We start from the raw sequence: 16,547 nt of genomic DNA, 5'->3' as shown, positions 1-16,547 counted from the left end.
AGTCTCGCACTTCCGCTCCAATCAACCTTAAATAGTTTCGTTTTAAAAACAACAATCTTTACGAAAAGAGCCAAAATGAATGATCCAACGTTTAGAAAATGGGAGTCTGTCAACAATGGGAATAAGTAAATAACTATGGAGGTGTTCAATTAATGAATGTTAATGGTGCCCTAGAGGTTCTTGATCGCATGCGGCTTCCTAATGGCGCGTATACTGCAAGCGTTTCCGATGATTATAATTATGTCTGGATAAGGGATGTCGTTTATACAGTACTGCCATTTATAAATGATCCATCCAATCGTTATGAGAAAGCATATCATGCTTTATTCGACTTATTTCAATCCTATGAGTGGAAGATAGATATTCATACAGAACAGAAACCCCAGTATCTTTATGAACATATCCATGCACGGTATTCCACTGAACTGGAAGAACTGACTGATGAATGGGGGCATGCCCAAAATGATGCGATAGGTGCCTTTTTATGGGGTGTCGGAGAAGGATATAAGCATGGAAAAAAGGTGATAAGAAATCAACGTGATTTACAAATCGTTCAAAAGTTGGTCAATTACTTGGAATGCCTGCAATATTGGCAGTCGGAAGATAACGGGATGTGGGAAGAAAATATCGAAATTCATGCTTCAAGCATCGGTGCATGTGTTGCTGGTTTGAATTCAGTCAAGATGCTGGTCAACGTTAAGGAGGAACTGATAATGAAGGGAGAAGAAACACTTCGTTTCCTACTCCCGAGGGAAAGTTATTCAAAAGAGACGGATCTAGCCCTTTTATCCTTAATTTATCCTTATCGACTGGTAGATCGTGAAATAGCCCTTAAAATATTGAAGAATGTCACAGGGCGCCTTGAAAGAACAAAAGGTTGTATACGATATGAAAAGGACCTTTATTATAATGAAGGCCAGGAAGCGGAATGGTGTTTCGGTCTTCCGTGGCTGGGCTTATGCTACCTTGAACTTGGCATGATGAACAAAGTAAAGGAATATACAGATAAAACGAAAATGATCATTCCAGAAAATTGGGAAGTCCCTGAGTTATATATTGGAGGCAGTAATATTCCAAACAGGAATACTCCCCTGGCATGGTCAGTCTCATTATCCTATTTATTCTTAAAGAAAACTCACATGATCCGAACCGAACAAGTAACATGAAGCATTCATACATGATTCCTTAAAGCTCTTTCCTATAAAATGGGGAGGGCTTTTATTAGAATAACAATATTTTTACATTAAATGGTCTTTTTCTACAGAAAAGTGTTTTAATTTTCAAAAAAAGGGCATTTTATTATAATAAGTTCACCTCCATTTGAAGGATTAATATCATTTACACCGAATATATATAATAACTGGGGAACGATGGGTAAAATACTATCGAGTTAATACTGATGGAGGGGTTTTATTGAGTACAATTATGGACCAGCTACAAGAGAATTATCCAAGCGATTTCGATTTATATTTGTTTCATGAAGGCACCCTTTATGAAAGCTATAAAATGCTTGGGGCACACATTGTAACATCATTAGGTAATGAAGGAGTACGCTTCGCCGTTTGGGCCCCCCATGCCAAGCAAGTTTCAGTAGTCGGTAATTTTAATAATTGGGACGGAAATAATCATGCGATGAAACGGATCGAGCGTTCAGGCGTCTGGGTGTTGTTCGTACCAGGACTTCAAGAAGGGGAACTTTATAAATACGAAATACATACACCTGGAAATAAACGTATCCTAAAAGCCGATCCATATGCCTTCTATTCGGAAGTCAGACCAAAAACAGCCTCGGTCATTAAAAGGCTGGATAATTTTGAATGGCAAGATTCGAAGTGGATAGCCGATAGGAAAAAGGAAAATATCTATCATAAACCCATGTCCATATATGAAGTACACCCTGGAACATGGAAACAGACAGAAGATGGTGTATTTTATTCGTACCGTGAATTGGCTGATAGATTAGTTGATTATGTGATTGATAATAGTTTTACACATATTGAAATCATGGCCATAATGGAACACCCATTTGATAAATCGTGGGGATACCAGGTCACAGGCTATTATTCCGTTACCAGTCGTTACGGTTCACCGGAAGATTTTAAATATTTAATTAACCTTTGCCACCAAAAGGGCATTGGCGTCATCCTTGACTGGGTCCCCGCCCATTTTTGTAAAGATGCACATGGACTTTCCCGTTTTGATGGTACGCCACTCTATGAACCAATTGATCATACTAGGGCAGAGCGTCCGTTATGGGGGACATACAATTTTGATTTTACTAAACCGGAAGTAATCAGTTTTCTTATATCAAATGTGATGTTTTGGATGGATGTATACCATATTGATGGGGTCCGTGTCGATGCGGTATCGTCAATGGTTTATTTAAATCATGATAATCCCTTGCCGGTTAAGCTGAAAAACCAGTTTGGTGGTGAGGAAAATATAGAAGCCATACAATTTTTGCAAAAACTTAATGAGGTGGTTTTCAATAAATATCCCCATGCATTAATGATGGCTGAAGAAGCAACAGACAGGCCGCTTATAACATCACCTACCGATATCGGAGGCCTGGGTTTTAATTACAAATGGAATATGGGATGGACTAACGATATTCTTCGTTACATGAAACTTGAAACGAATGAAAGGCCAAATCACCATAGCCTCTTAACATTTTCATTGTTCTATGCTTTTTCAGAAAATTTCGTTTTACCCTTTTCACATGATGATGTAGTTCATGGCAAGAGGTCTTTATTGAATAAGATGCCAGGTGACTATTGGCAGAAATTCGCTAACTTACGGTTGCTCTTTGGGTATTTCATGACACATCCTGGAAAGAAACTTCTCTTTATGGGCGGTGAATTTGGCCAGTTCATAGAATGGAAAGATGAGGAACAATTGGATTGGCTGCTTTTGAAATATGAATCTCACGAAAAGCTGGCATATTACTTCCGTACCCTTCAGGAATTTTATAGGCAAACTTCCTCTCTATGGAGATTGGATCATGTCCAGGAGGGATTTGAATGGATAGATCCAAACAATAGTAGTCAGAGTATCATAACCTATATGAGAAAAGGTAAACGCAAAGGTGATTATTGTATTGTTGTCTGTAATTTCTCTGCACAGGCCCATGCTCATTATCAAATAGGTGTGCCATCCCAGGGGAAATATATAGAGGTCTTCAGCAGTGATTCAGTAGCTTTCGGAGGATCTGGTCAGGTCAATGAAAAACCCATTAATGTCAAAAAAGAATCATGTCATAATCAACCATACAGCATGGAAATAACCGTACCTCCTTTAGGCATATCAATTTTTATGAAGCAAACAAAAAAAAGACGGGGGAGAGTGAACGAATAATGGGAGCGAAAAAATGGATAGCAATGTTATTGGCAGGAGGCCAGGGTTCGAGGTTAGGTGAATTGACAATCGGTTTGGCAAAACCAGCGGTACCCTTTGGCGGTAAGTATAGGATCATCGATTTTCCATTAAGTAACTGCACTCATTCTGGTATTGATACGGTTGGGGTACTGACCCAATACCAGCCATTGATTCTAAATGATTATGTGGGTAATGGCAAAGCTTGGGATCTGGATCTGGATGTTGGCGGAGTTTCCGTTCTTCCCCCTTATCAAGGGAAAGAAGGCGGTGAGTGGTATAAAGGGACGGCAAACGCCGTTTATCAAAATATCCAATACATTGATAACTATAATCCGGAACATGTACTGATTCTCTCCGGTGATCATATTTATAAGATGGATTACAGTAAGATGCTGGATTATCATATCGAAAAAAATTCAGAGGCAACCATAGCTGTCATTCAAGTGCCATGGCAGGAAGCAAGCCGTTTTGGGATTATGAATACCAATGATGATGATAAAGTCACCCAATTCGATGAAAAACCAAAGTATCCAAAGAGTAATCTCGCATCCATGGGAGTATACCTTTTCAATTGGAAGAACCTAAGACGGTATTTAATAAACGATGAAAAAGATGCAAACTCTTCTAATGATTTCGGTAGCAACATCATTCCCAAGATGCTAGAAGATCGAAAAAAACTGTATGCCTATCGTTTTAATGATTATTGGAAAGATGTTGGAACGGTCGAAAGCCTTTGGCAGGCCCATATGGATTTATTGGAGGAAACGCCAAATTTCCAGTTGGATGATCAGCAGTGGAAAATTTTTGCGCGCAATGCAAACCACCCTCCGCAATATATCTCATCAGATGCCGAGGTTAGTCAGTCGCTTATCAATGAAGGGTGCATGATACATGGAAATATTGAACATTCCGTTTTATCGTATAATGTACAGGTGGGCTATGGGTCAACCATAAAAGATTCAGTCATCATGCCTAATGTTACGATTGGTGAAAACGTTCATATAGAAAGAAGCATCATAGCCAGCAATTGTGTTATAGAAGATGGTGCAGTAGTTGGCAATTCAGCGGTTACATCCGATATCACCTTAATTGGCGAAAATCAGACCATTGTCAATCCAAACAAAAAGAAGATCACTCTTAACTAGAAAAAGGGGAAGATCCTATGGAAAATGTGTTGGGTATTATTAACTTAATCAATGAAAGACAACATTTAAAAGAGCTGACCGCTCACCGTAATGTAGCATCAGTGCCATTTGGTGGACGCTACCGTTTGATTGACTTTACGATGTCGAACTTCATAAATGCGGATGTATCAAAGGTGGCCGTTTTCCCAAAAGAAAAATATCTCTCAGTCATGGATCATCTTGGCTCAGGAAAAGAATGGAACTTGGATCGGCGTTCAGGAGGATTATACATCTTGCCCCCTATCCATCCGGATGAAACTGTAACAGGCGATATGAAGCAATTCTATGATCACCTCAGCTTTTTTGAACGTGCAGCGGCAGATACTGTCATCATTTCCCCTGGAAGCCATGTATGTAAATTGGATTTCAATGATGTGCTTGATTATCATAAAAAACATAAAGCGGATATTACGGTCGTTTATAAGGATTATGTAGGGGAATTAATAGAAAAGCCAATCTATCACACTTGCTCAGTAGATTCGGATGATGACATCACGGACATAAGCTTTTATACCATCCCTAGACCTGGTGACCATGTTTGCCTCGAAACCTTCATCATAAGTAAAACCTTATTGGTGAACTTGATCAAAAGCTGTGTTGCCAGTGGAGAATATGACTTTTTGAAAGATGCTGTGAAAGCCAATCTTCACCGTTTTACTGTCAAAGGCTACAATTTTACTGGAGATATGCCATTCATCCATTCCATTGAAAGTTTTCATTCCAGTAATATGAATTTCCTGAACCCTTCTGTTATCCGTTCTTTCTTCGGAGACACTTGGGATGTTTATACAAAAATCAAACATGAGGCACCGACCAAATATTCACGATCATCGAAGGTTACCAATTCATTGATAGCCAACGGTTGTGATATTGAAGGGACTGTCGAAAACAGTATACTCTTCCGTGGAGTAAAGGTAAAAAAGGGAGCGGTTATAAGAAATAGCATCATCATGCAAAAAGGCGTGATTGAAGAAGGTGCTATCGTGGAAAATATCATAACCGATAAAGAAGTGAAAATTACTAGTGAAAAATCAGTTATTGGTTTAAAACAGCCAGTTGTAATAAAAAAAGCGGAAGTCATTTAAAAGAGGAGGTGCGGCAATGAATGTTGTATTTGCTGCTTCAGAATGCGCCCCTTTTATAAAAACGGGAGGGCTCGGAGACGTTATAGGTGCGCTCCCTAAAGCGCTAAAAAAACAGGGAGTCCATGTAAGTGTCATCCTTCCTAAATACGGGGATCTGCCCAACCGATTTAAACAGGAAATGAAACATATGACGAGTATTGAAGTTCCTGTTGGTTGGCGCCAGCAATTTTGTGGTATCGAAAAACTTGTTGCAAATGGAATTACATATTATTTCTTGGATAATGAATATTATTTTAAACGGCATGGGAGTTATGGTTTTTTTGATGATGGCGAAAGGTTCGCCTTCTTTTCCCGTGCAATATTAGAGGTTTTACCCTATTTAGAAAAAAAGCCGGATGTCATACACTGTCATGATTGGCAAACAGGCCTTGTCAGTGCTTTGCTGAAAGCCCATTATCATAACCATCCTTTCTATCAGGATATTAAAACGATATTTACAATACATAATTTACGCTATCAAGGAGTTTATCCTAAAGCTGTTTTAGCAGAATTACTGGATTTAAGTGAATTATATTTTAATATCGATGGTCTTGAATTCCATGGAAATGTAAGTTATTTGAAAGCTGGCTTAGCTTTCTCTAACATAGTCACAACTGTAAGCCCAAGTTATTCCGAAGAAATTCAGAGTCCCTATTTTGGGGAAAACCTGGATGGGTTTTTAAGGAAAAGAAATGGTGACCTTAAAGGGATTATCAATGGAGTGGATTATGAGGAATATAATCCTGCGGAAGATGAACATCTTCCTGTTCCATTCGATTCCTATGAGGGTAAGATGGAGAATAAACGTGAGTTACAGAAATCGTTGGATCTTCCAGTCAATGATGATGTCCCGGTCATATCAATGGTGACCAGGCTTGTTGATCAAAAAGGAATGGATCTTATTCTCCATGTTTTTCATGAAATGATGAACCAAGGAATTCAATTCATTCTTTTAGGTACGGGTGATGAGCAATATGAATCTGCATTTCGCCATTTAGCTGACCAATATCCAAATCAGGTTTCAGTAAATACATATTTTGATGAGGGTTTAGCAAGACGCATATATGCAGGTTCTGATTTATTTCTGATGCCGTCCCAATTCGAACCATGTGGAATTGGCCAACTATTGGCGCTTCGTTATGGTACTCTGCCGTTAGTGAGGGAGACAGGCGGACTTCGTGATACAGTCATTCCGTATAATCAATTTACTGGTGAGGGGAATGGTTTCAGTTTTACGAATTATAATGCACACGATATGCTTCATACAATTGAACAATCAGTTGGGCTCTACAAATTCCAGCCCAAAAGATGGAGGAAGATGGTCGAAAGTGCAATGAAGTTAGACTTCAGTTGGACATCATCTTCCATAAAGTATATTGAGCTGTATGAAAGTCTCATCCCTGTCATGAAGTGATAATTGGATAGGTAATACATAAAACACTTGCGAAAATAAGTCTTCGTAAGTGTTTTGTTTCTTTTACCATCAAATATGGGTATATGTTTGATATATATAAAATATTGTTGTGTAGGAGAATGAAAAGATGAGAAGAAGAAGAATGGAATTTGTATTTTTATTTATTTTAATTGCCGCAGTTTATGTGATCCTTTTCACTCATGTTAGCTTCAACGTGAAGCTATTTTTTATTGGATTATATATTTTTGTCATGTTTGTTACCATGTTTTCACTCATGCTGGAAAATAGATTTGCTCACGAGACCCTTTTATGGATGTATGTACTTTTGTTTTTCCCGGTATTTGGATATGTATTTTATCTATTTTCAGGTCAGCTCTATTTAAAGGGGTATTTGTTTCGAAGTAAAAGGAAAAGAGATCGGGAAGAATGGAAGAGTCTTGTCACTCATGTATCACCGCCAGATCTTTCGTTCTTGAATAATCATCAGCAATCATTCGCAGCTTTTGCCAAAAATGCTTCTGAGACAACTATAAGTACATCTTCGCAAACGGAAGTTTTGAAAAATGGAAACGAAACGTTTACGGAAATCATTAAACAGTTAAAAAAGGCTGAAAAATTCATTCATATTGAATATTATATTTTTCGTTCAGACAGGCTTGGTACCGAAATTATAGACATCCTAATTGAAAAAGCAAAAGTTGGTGTGGAAGTTTTATTCATTTTTGATGCAGCGGGTAGTTTAAGCCTTTCAAATAATGAAGTTAAGCGGATGAAAAATGCGGGGATAAAAGCTTATCCATTTTCGCCATTGAAACATGGTTTTTTCAATCAAAAGTTCAATTTTAGGAATCACCGAAAAATCATCATCATTGATGGTGAAATTGGTTTTGTAGGCGGATTAAACGTAGGTGAGGAATATTTGGGACGAAATAAAAACATTGGTTTTTGGAGAGATACACACATGGTCCTGAAAGGGGAAGCGGTATTTATGCTTCATACCGTTTTCCTTCTGGATTGGGAATATGTTAGTGGGGAAGATGTATTGCAAGAACGTCCAGTATTCAAAAATAAAGTTGAACATGGGGATGGAGCTGTCCAGGTTGTAGCGAGCGGACCTGATACACAACAGGGAATAATGAGTGATTTTTACTATTCGCTTATTACTAGCGCCACTGAATCAATCTGGATTGCAAGCCCATACTTCGTACCTAATCAAGCCATTAAAGCAGCAATTAAACATGCAGCCATTAAGGGGTTACAAGTTAGGCTTATGGTTCCGGCAGTAAATGATGGGTTTTTAACCCAATATGGAAGTCGCTCCTATTTCGGGGAGCTGCTTCAATTCGGTGTAGAGGTATACTCGTATAAAAAGGGCTTTTTACATCAAAAACTTATTATCGTAGATGGTGATATGGCCTCTATAGGGACCGCAAACATGGATATGAGGAGTTTTCATCTGAATTTCGAAGTCAATGTCTTTCTTATGGGCAGCCGTACCATTGATGATCTTGTCACTCATTACAAAGAAGATATGAAAGATAGTGATAAGCTAGATTCAATCAGGTATAACGATCGTGGCTTCTTGGAACGTTCAAAAGAATCATTTGCCAGATTGTTTTCGAATGTACTCTAATGGGAAAAAATGAAGATAAATAGTATAGTTGAAATGTAATGAAATTAGTTGGCCATAAGGAGAATTAAAGAGAATATGAAATTGGTTTCCTGGAATGTGAATGGTATTAGGGCTTGTGTTAAAAAAGGATTTTTAGATTACTTTAAAGATGTGGATGCAGATATTTTTTGTCTTCAAGAAACTAAGCTACAAGAAGGGCAGATTTCACTTGAATTGGAAGGGTACCATCAATATTGGAATTATGCACTGAAAAAAGGATATTCCGGTACAGCCATTTTCACGAAGGAAAAACCGCTTTCCGTGAAATATGGTGTAGGGGGGCTGGACGAGGAGCCGGAAGGCAGGATCATAACACTGGAATTCGAGAAATTCTATATGGTGAATGTTTATACACCCAATGCCAAAAGGGATTTATCTAGGCTTGATTACCGTCTCGAATGGGAAGATGGGATGATTGATTATCTTAAAAAACTGGATTTGGTGAAACCGGTAATCTTTTGTGGTGACCTGAATGTCGCACATCAGGAAATCGACTTGAAAAACCCAAAACCTAATATTGGGAATTCGGGTTTCACTAATGAAGAACGTGGGAAGATGACTGAATTACTTGATGCAGGGTTTATCGATACATTTCGCCATTTTTATCCAAACCAGGAAGGTGCCTATACTTGGTGGTCATATATGAGTAAAGTAAGAGAGCGGAATATTGGCTGGAGAATCGATTATTTCATTGTTTCTAAACGGATGGCGGATTCTTTAATGGAGGCTAACATTCACTGCGATGTTATGGGTAGTGATCATTGCCCGGTCGTCTTGGAAACGAACCTCTAAATCGAATAATTTCGTTTAAATGGGGATACTATTGGTTATCCATATTTAACAGGAGGTTAGGATTATGAACACATTTATCGTGGGCTTTCATCAAGAAGATAATGTAGATAGCATGCAAGTGCAAAAACTGACGGCGGCTGAGTTTGAAAAAACAACATCACGCGGTTTTCGCAGATTATTTGAACTGGATACAAATATCGGGTATTTCGTTTTTTTTGATGCAGAAGATGATGAGGGTGATTTATCTCATCTTGTTTTGCAGTATGAAGAAGATAATCAGGATCCAAGTGATTGTTATTCCTTTTCTAAAAATGACTTTTATGAATTCATGGCACTTTATTTGCAAGGCATGGATGAAGTGGAAGATGCAGAAGATGATGAGGACAACGAAGAGTATGGACCAATCCATCATCTTGCCCATTTGATGTTTCATATTGTTGAAGAAGGAAAATCCGTAAAGCCTTAACTGCCGGGTGATGAGATGAAAGGGACTTGTGGGCTTTGTGGCAGTGTTGAGATTGAACTGACCATCTCCTAAGGAGTTAAGCGGCAGCCATTTACCAATTGCTTATCTCTGTAAATCATGTCATAAATAGATTCACGCACGCCTTGTATTCAAACCGAGAGCTCGCCATCCGACTATATAACGTTGTATTGCTAAAAAATGATGAAGCATTGAAAAAATACTTAAAGTGGATAAAAAAACAACCGGTTACCAGGACAGTCAAGATTAGAAAATCAAAAACCAAATAATGCAAAAGCCCATCTTTATAAAGATGGGCTTTTGCATTTCGTTCAGCTTGCTTTATTTTTCAACCGGTCCAGTAAAAATCCACCTTTAAAATAGCGTGGTTCATATGAAATGATGAAAGCCTTAGGTTCAAACTTTTCAACGGTTGCTATTAATTCTTGTTCCCGGTTTCGTTTTGTCAAGATTTCCATCCGATAGCGGTTGCTATCCCTGCCCTCGCCCGTATAAAGAGTGACACCAAATCCGTTGTTCCTTAGGGTATCAACTAACTGTTCATTTTTGGTTTGGGTATTAACGGTTACATTAATAAAACCGATGGCGAGTTTTTGCTCAATTTTCGTACCAAAAATTATTCCGATTCCAAAACCGACTGCATAGACAACCATGGCGAGTATGCTTTGGTCACCGCCAAATACAAGGGATAAACCAAAAACGTATACTAACATTTCTGCGATACCCAGTATCGAGGCAAGTATGGTAATATTTTTTACTAAGAAAATGGTTCGCAGCGTGTATATCGGAACATAAATAAGTTGCAATAGCAGAATCAGAAGTATTTCTTTCAATTGAGCACCTCACCAATATCTTCTAGTTAAATTTAGATGTTTCATCCTCGGGAATGTTCATACTATATGTAACATCTTCCATAATCTAACCACACTATAATAGAAGAATTCAATGGGAAATATTAAGTATTTTTTATGGAATTTCCATTGTGAACGAATTAAGTATTTATAAGATTTTTAATACTCTTTTTTTTATTAATTTGGTATCATTATCCTTATTGATTAATATGGGGGAATGAATATGATTAATTATGATGGACGGATATTCAGAGCAAAAGTCAACTCTGAAAATGGGGAAGTATCAGGAAATACTTCCTTTCACTATTCACAAGAAGGTTCTATTCTTTCAGCAAGTTATCAGGGTGGAGAGATTGTTAAAGGTACGTTAATAGGGCTTGTCCATATGGATGGATCTCTTGAATTCAGGTATAATCATATCAATGAAAAAGGTGAAATAAGAGGAGGAAGCTGTCTTTCCACCCCTGAAATGCTGCCTGATGGAAGGATACGTTTGCATGAAAAATGGAAATGGTCAGATCTCGAGCATAGTGAAGGACACTCCATCATTGAAGAAGTGAAAAAATAAGATTCTGCATAGAGGGGTTTGAGGACAATTACTACTATTTGTTTAGTGCGGCATGGTCAAACAGATTGGAATGCACTAGGGAAACTGCAGGGGCAGACTGATATCCCTTTAAATGAACTAGGAAAGATACAGGCACGGCAATGTGGTGAATTTTTGTCTAAAGAGGATTGGGATGTAATCATATCAAGCCCACTAAAAAGGGCAAGGGAAACGGCTGAAATCATTTCCAATTATATCGAAGTTCCGGTAATTGAAAAAATAGCATTCATTGAAAAGAATTTTGGCGTCGCTGAAGGAATGACAGCAGCAGAAAGGGAAGCAGCATTCACGGATAAGTTATATCCCGGTCAGGAAAATCAGGATTCTTTACGAAACAGGCTGATGAATGGGCTCCAGGAAATTCAAAAGGAGTATCCTGACAAGAAAGTGATACTTGTTGCACATGGCGCTGTCATTCATTTCATTTTACGATTGATGTCAAACGAGTCAATCGTTTCCAAAGAAATGCGGTTGTTCAATGCATGTTTGAGTACGATTAGATTTGATGCCGATTCTTGGATTATTGATGATTTCAATCAAGTGAATCATTTATCTTAGTCCTATATTAGTTGGGGTTAAAAATGGGTATGGTTGATATTCAGGAGCTAATGAAGGAAAGAAGGAAATAATGACTAAAAAGACGGCATTGATTTTAGGGGCTACAGGTGTGGTCGGTACCCAGTTGGTTAAAGAGATAAGCAGTAGCAAAATCTATAAGGAAATCCATTTTATGACAAGAAGGGAAACGGAATTCACAGAGCCCAAGTGCACAGGGCATATTGTGGATTTCGAAAATTTATCCAGGTATGCCGATTTGTTCAACGTCACGGATGTTTTCATTTGTTTAGGTACAACGATCAAGAAGGCTAAATCCAGGGAAGCTTTTCGTAAAGTTGATTATGATTATGTAATCGAAGCAGCTAAAATGGCGAAAACATCCAATGTTGAAAAATTACTCGTCATAACAGCCATGGGAGCCGATTCCAAATCAAAGTTTTTTTACAACCGTGTTAAGGGCGATGTGGAAGGAACACTACAACACCTAGATTTGAATTCTGTACATATTTTCCGTCCTTCCTTACTTCTTGGAGAACGAAAGGAATTTAGGGCAGGTGAAAAGATTTCTAGTATGCTAAGCCCATTTGCTAAATTTCTCTTTATGGGCCCTTTACGCCCATATCGTGCCATAGAAGCAAACAAAGTAGCTGCTGCAATGTATGCTGCAGCCCAAACCACGACAAGGGGATTTCATCTTTATAATTCTGATGAAATAGAGAGACTTTCAACAAGGAGTTAATCATAAATTCATGAAATGAGCCTCCAATAGGCTCGTTTTTTTATAATTTTAAAGCCGTTTTGGATGTATCTGACAGCAGATGAACATTTGTAGCTGAAAAAAGGAAGTGGAGTATAATAGTGAGAACCTGGATAAATTGGAAAGTCCAGGCCAAAGGGGTCTGGAAAGGTAATTAAAGTCAATCAATAGAGAAATTCATGATACTACTTCATTTCTAATCTTCCGGATGAAACTTGATTCCAACTAGGTTTTCCACTACAATTCGTAGTGGGAGTGATAAAAATGAATATTAAAAATTTTAAATATGATGAAGTTGGACTGAATCGTTTCTTTGGTCCCTTGGAAGCTAATATCATGGAATATTTATGGGATAAAAATGAACAGAGTATTAAAGCTGTCCAGCAATCCTTGGAGCTTGACAAGCCTATCAACTTTAATACTGTAATGACAGTCATGAACCGTTTAGTTGAAAAGGGCATTCTTGAAAAGAGGTCCGAAGGAAGGCTTTCATTATTTCGCCCCGTGCAGTCTAAAGCCGAGTTTTTAGAAGAGCAGTCAAAGAAACTGACTGAGAATTTGCTGGATGAGTTTGGCGGGGCTGTCATTAGCCATATGCTTGATGCCATGAAAGACGCTGACCAAGGTTTAATTGAAAAATTGGAACAAAAAATTCAATCGTTAAAAAAGGATAAATTATAATGTGGAAGAAAAAGTCTTATTTTGTGATAAGCCTGAGTCTTTTAATTGCTTGTGTAGTATGGAGCCAAATGGGAGCGTTTTTGGTACATATCTTTTTTGGAGTAAATATTAAAGCCAACTTTTTTAAATTTTGCTTTAGTCTATTCAAGGAAGGTTCAGTTTACTACTTTATAGTCATCACACTGCTCAATATAGTAATATCCTATAGTATATTGAGCACCCTTTTCAAAATTGCAGAGCAATATCTTCTATCCAGAAGGTTCAAACAAAAGCTTTTTACCTACAAAAACGTTGAAAAGACAAGGACAATAAATGAAACATTCAAACAGGTCAACAAAGATATCTTAGTTGTTAATGCTAATCAACCACTTGCGTTTACGCTTGGTTTCAGGCGACCTTTCATTGTTTTAAGCACTGGTTTAATTCAATTATTGGAGCTTGACGAGCTGGAAGCGGTAGTGGAGCATGAAGCATTTCACCAAAAAAGATATGATCCACTGGTAATCTTTATTTTACAGTTGATCTCGCATACTTTATGGTTTGTTCCACTGACAAAATGGTGTTATAAAAATTACAAAATAATAAGTGAATTATTAGCCGATGAATATGCGATTAATAAAATGGGCACTGATTTAGGCATAAGCGCTGCTTTGTTGAAGTTAATTAAACATTTTAGCTCTGATAAATCAACTCCTGTCATTGTCCACTTCTCAAATGAATCGGTAAACTATAGACTTCAGCATTTAGTTGATCCTCATAAAACAATTCCTTTGAGGGCTGATAGTACCACGATTTTTGTTTCTATATATGTTTTGGTGATATTATTGGGAATGACTATAGTGATTGTCGGATGACTTTCACTTGATTTTTTTGCAAGTTTACACTACACTTTGTAGTGTAAAATAAATAAAAGGAGATGTGTCATGAATAAACAAGAAATCGGTACCTTTTTATTAAGAGTAATGTTGGGAATTACATTTTTGTTACATGGTTTATCAAAGTTCCAAGGTGGATTGGATAACACATCAGGATGGTTTCAAAGTATGGGCATTCCAGGGTTTTTGGCCTATGTTGTTGGTACAATTGAATTGGTTGGAGGATTAGCTTTAATTTTAGGTCTTGGAACAAGAATAATTTCTGCTCTACTAATATTCATTATGGCTGGTGCAATTGTTTATGTGAAATTTCCAGCAGGTTTTATGGGGAATGGAGAAGGTACAGGTTTCGAACTGGACCTGGTTCTTATGATTATTGCACTTCACCTAGTATTAAATGGAAGCCGATTCCTATCTATAGACTCTAAGCTACCAAACCCTAAGAAAACGAAAAATTCAGAAAAAATAGCGAGTTAATAAGGAAGGTTACCAAATTGAAACGAATGGATTAAAGTCAATAAAAACTTTTCTACTGAACGGATTCAAAAAACTTAGTCAAGGAGCGGAGCTTGAGGGCATGAATCCTCATGCCTTTTTCATTTCACCTTGATTCGTTGATGTTTCTTTAGAAATTCCGATATAATCTTCTATTTCTTGTTTAAATGCTCCATGCTCTGAAACTGATGTAAAATCAAGCATTTCAGATATAAGTAATTTACTATAAACGAATTGTCAAAGCACACCCTTTCTTAATCCATTATGAAAAGGTCAACCAATCACCTTTGGAGTTTAAAGAACAGTCTTCAATTGTGGAGGATGCCTTGGATTATGCAGTAAAAAAGGCATAGTATATACTGGATTGCCAAAGAACGTGGTAGTTTTGACGAGAATTCCCTTTAAGATCCAATGAAATTGATAAAGCGCTAGATCCCATTGAATAAAATCGATAACCTACTAACAAATACTTCATATAAGCCCCCCTAATCTATTCACATTAAGAAATACCATTATTTTTATAAAGCTATACTCATTAAAAAGGTGACAAACGTTCCCTACAGAAGGATAAAAATACGAAGACTCCGCCTTAATTACACTTGTTTTATTTGATTCAGGGGATAATGAATATATGTTCTTCCTAATTTGATTGTTAAAGAAATGCAAATGGTTCTTGAACCTTTCATAGATATACATATGGACGAGGAACCTACTAGCTTGTGAGCTCTTGAGGAACTTCCAGCCGCTGTTGAATCAAGTATTAGAGAATTATTAAATGATCAAAATGAAAACCAACAATTGTTGAAGCATACATACACCGAGATAGGACAACCAATTGGTTTTGAGTGATTTTCATTGACGAACATATGTTCTTTGTTATAAAATAAAGTCATGGGTAATAATGGTATAGTGGGTATTGCCACTGACAATTTCAAAAGGAAGCTTGGAAGTTACTCATGCCGTGTAAAAAAATTAGAACAAAAGGAGCTATTTAACTATGACCATGAGATTGTCTCCCTATTTAATGATGAACGGAAATGCGAAGGAAGCGATCCAATTTTACGAAAAAGCATTGGATGCGAAAGTCCTTTTTAATCAAACTTTTGGAGAAATGCCAGAAAACCCGGAATTCCCTTTACCAGAAGAAGCAAAGGAACTTGTTTCACACGCAATGTTAAAGGTTGGAGAAACGGACCTCATGTTTTCAGATACGTTTCCGGGTCAAACCAGTCAAACTGGAGATCAAGTTACGATCTGTATTTCAACTAACGATATCGAAGAATCAAAACGAATTTTTGATTCCTTGTCGCAAGACGGACAAGTGAAAATGCCACTCCAGGAAGCATTTTTTAGCCCTGCTTATGGGATAGTATTGGACAAATTCGGTATTACCTTTCAAATTTACACAGAGGCTCATCAATGAATTTTCTCTAGGAAAAAAATATCCCCAAGCATAGTAGCTGTTTTTTGAATCTTAGTTGCAACTGAAGGCACAATAGTTGAAAAATCAAATCCCAATTTCTCATTGTTATCACTGAGAGATTGGGGTTTTTAATATGGAATATCCCTTACCGCATGGATGAAACTTTAGATGCATATTAAAAGCTCCCTTCTTAATGAAGCATCACAGAATGGAGTCCCGTAAGTATTACGCGGATTCACAACAATAATTAAGGGG

General features: G+C 37.5%; 16 protein-coding genes. 15 read left to right on the top strand and 1 reads right to left on the bottom strand.

From position 1 onward, the window contains the following. Positions 1–152: 152 nt before the first annotated feature. From ACFX4X_RS21270 to ACFX4X_RS21235, 8 genes are all read left to right on the top strand, one after another. Positions 153–1,166, top strand: coding sequence for a glycoside hydrolase family 15 protein (locus tag ACFX4X_RS21270; RefSeq protein WP_377386175.1), 1,014 nt, complete (start codon positions 153–155; stop codon positions 1,164–1,166). A 259-nt stretch (positions 1,167–1,425) separates the two neighbouring features. Beyond that, a complete protein-coding gene (glgB, locus tag ACFX4X_RS21265; RefSeq protein WP_377386180.1) occupies positions 1,426–3,354 on the top strand; it encodes a 1,4-alpha-glucan branching protein GlgB in 1,929 nt (642 codons plus the stop codon). Next, positions 3,354–4,520, top strand: coding sequence for a glucose-1-phosphate adenylyltransferase (locus ACFX4X_RS21260; RefSeq protein ID WP_061463364.1), 1,167 nt, complete (start codon positions 3,354–3,356; stop codon positions 4,518–4,520). Before glgB ends, ACFX4X_RS21260 begins: the two co-directional genes overlap by 1 nt. A gap of 17 nt (positions 4,521–4,537) precedes the next feature. Beyond that, positions 4,538–5,644: a glucose-1-phosphate adenylyltransferase subunit GlgD gene (gene glgD, locus ACFX4X_RS21255; RefSeq protein WP_061463363.1), complete on the top strand. Its 1,107-nt coding sequence runs from the start codon at positions 4,538–4,540 to the stop codon at positions 5,642–5,644. A 16-nt stretch (positions 5,645–5,660) separates the two neighbouring features. After that, complete coding sequence (gene glgA, locus ACFX4X_RS21250) at positions 5,661–7,097, top strand: glycogen synthase GlgA (protein ID WP_377386171.1); 1,437 nt, start codon at positions 5,661–5,663, stop codon at positions 7,095–7,097. Positions 7,098–7,224: 127 nt separating this feature from the next. Beyond that, positions 7,225–8,730, top strand: a complete 1,506-nt coding sequence (gene cls / locus ACFX4X_RS21245; protein ID WP_377386168.1) for a cardiolipin synthase — start codon at positions 7,225–7,227, stop codon at positions 8,728–8,730. 75 nt (positions 8,731–8,805) lie between these two features. After that, positions 8,806–9,561, top strand: coding sequence for an exodeoxyribonuclease III (locus tag ACFX4X_RS21240; RefSeq protein WP_377386165.1), 756 nt, complete (start codon positions 8,806–8,808; stop codon positions 9,559–9,561). Between the two features lie 64 nt (positions 9,562–9,625). Further along, positions 9,626–10,027 (top strand): cytosolic protein, encoded by a 402-nt coding sequence (locus tag ACFX4X_RS21235; RefSeq protein WP_284470640.1) that lies wholly within the window; start codon positions 9,626–9,628, stop codon positions 10,025–10,027. A 329-nt stretch (positions 10,028–10,356) separates the two neighbouring features. On the opposite strand, the gene ACFX4X_RS21230 is transcribed toward ACFX4X_RS21235, so the two are convergent. Further along, complete coding sequence (locus ACFX4X_RS21230) at positions 10,357–10,878, bottom strand: DUF2179 domain-containing protein (protein ID WP_061463358.1); 522 nt, start codon at positions 10,876–10,878, stop codon at positions 10,357–10,359. A gap of 241 nt (positions 10,879–11,119) precedes the next feature. On the opposite strand from ACFX4X_RS21230, the gene ACFX4X_RS21225 reads away from it, so the two are divergent. From ACFX4X_RS21225 to ACFX4X_RS21195, 7 genes are all read left to right on the top strand, one after another. After that, positions 11,120–11,464: an avidin-fold protein gene (locus ACFX4X_RS21225; RefSeq protein ID WP_176432046.1), complete on the top strand. Its 345-nt coding sequence runs from the start codon at positions 11,120–11,122 to the stop codon at positions 11,462–11,464. A 27-nt stretch (positions 11,465–11,491) separates the two neighbouring features. Next, positions 11,492–12,061 carry a histidine phosphatase family protein gene (locus ACFX4X_RS21220; RefSeq protein ID WP_089364686.1) on the top strand — a complete coding sequence of 190 codons (570 nt, stop codon included), beginning with the start codon at positions 11,492–11,494 and terminating at the stop codon, positions 12,059–12,061. 70 nt (positions 12,062–12,131) lie between these two features. Then, positions 12,132–12,800: an NAD(P)H-binding protein gene (locus tag ACFX4X_RS21215; RefSeq protein ID WP_377386161.1), complete on the top strand. Its 669-nt coding sequence runs from the start codon at positions 12,132–12,134 to the stop codon at positions 12,798–12,800. Between the two features lie 282 nt (positions 12,801–13,082). Next, complete coding sequence (locus ACFX4X_RS21210; RefSeq protein ID WP_061463356.1) at positions 13,083–13,499, top strand: BlaI/MecI/CopY family transcriptional regulator; 417 nt, start codon at positions 13,083–13,085, stop codon at positions 13,497–13,499. After that, entirely contained in the window at positions 13,499–14,353 is an 855-nt protein-coding gene (locus tag ACFX4X_RS21205) for a M56 family metallopeptidase (RefSeq protein ID WP_377386159.1), read from the top strand. The genes ACFX4X_RS21210 and ACFX4X_RS21205 overlap by 1 nt, the downstream gene beginning before the upstream one ends. 69 nt (positions 14,354–14,422) lie before the next feature. Beyond that, positions 14,423–14,851: a DoxX family protein gene (locus ACFX4X_RS21200; RefSeq protein ID WP_284470644.1), complete on the top strand. Its 429-nt coding sequence runs from the start codon at positions 14,423–14,425 to the stop codon at positions 14,849–14,851. Positions 14,852–15,866: 1,015 nt separating this feature from the next. After that, positions 15,867–16,292, top strand: coding sequence for a VOC family protein (locus tag ACFX4X_RS21195; RefSeq protein ID WP_125162696.1), 426 nt, complete (start codon positions 15,867–15,869; stop codon positions 16,290–16,292). Positions 16,293–16,547: the final 255 nt, after the last annotated feature.

It is taken from the genome of Peribacillus sp. YIM B13481 (genome assembly GCF_042787985.1).
Classification (GTDB): domain Bacteria; phylum Bacillota; class Bacilli; order Bacillales; family DSM-1321; genus Peribacillus; species Peribacillus simplex_A.
The sequence above is the reverse complement of the archived record's forward strand: the minus strand, read 5'-3'. Positions and strand labels throughout refer to the sequence as shown.

Coding starts and splice junctions, on each gene's coding strand:
- ACFX4X_RS21270 (WP_377386175.1), top strand. CDS start 153: ATGAATGTTAATGGTGCCCTAGAGGTTCTTGATCGCATGCGGCTTCCT.
- glgB (WP_377386180.1), top strand. CDS start 1,426: ATGGACCAGCTACAAGAGAATTATCCAAGCGATTTCGATTTATATTTG.
- ACFX4X_RS21260 (WP_061463364.1), top strand. CDS start 3,354: ATGGGAGCGAAAAAATGGATAGCAATGTTATTGGCAGGAGGCCAGGGT.
- glgD (WP_061463363.1), top strand. CDS start 4,538: ATGGAAAATGTGTTGGGTATTATTAACTTAATCAATGAAAGACAACAT.
- glgA (WP_377386171.1), top strand. CDS start 5,661: ATGAATGTTGTATTTGCTGCTTCAGAATGCGCCCCTTTTATAAAAACG.
- cls (WP_377386168.1), top strand. CDS start 7,225: ATGAGAAGAAGAAGAATGGAATTTGTATTTTTATTTATTTTAATTGCC.
- ACFX4X_RS21240 (WP_377386165.1), top strand. CDS start 8,806: ATGAAATTGGTTTCCTGGAATGTGAATGGTATTAGGGCTTGTGTTAAA.
- ACFX4X_RS21235 (WP_284470640.1), top strand. CDS start 9,626: ATGAACACATTTATCGTGGGCTTTCATCAAGAAGATAATGTAGATAGC.
- ACFX4X_RS21225 (WP_176432046.1), top strand. CDS start 11,120: ATGATTAATTATGATGGACGGATATTCAGAGCAAAAGTCAACTCTGAA.
- ACFX4X_RS21215 (WP_377386161.1), top strand. CDS start 12,132: ATGACTAAAAAGACGGCATTGATTTTAGGGGCTACAGGTGTGGTCGGT.
- ACFX4X_RS21210 (WP_061463356.1), top strand. CDS start 13,083: ATGAATATTAAAAATTTTAAATATGATGAAGTTGGACTGAATCGTTTC.
- ACFX4X_RS21205 (WP_377386159.1), top strand. CDS start 13,499: ATGTGGAAGAAAAAGTCTTATTTTGTGATAAGCCTGAGTCTTTTAATT.
- ACFX4X_RS21200 (WP_284470644.1), top strand. CDS start 14,423: ATGAATAAACAAGAAATCGGTACCTTTTTATTAAGAGTAATGTTGGGA.
- ACFX4X_RS21195 (WP_125162696.1), top strand. CDS start 15,867: ATGACCATGAGATTGTCTCCCTATTTAATGATGAACGGAAATGCGAAG.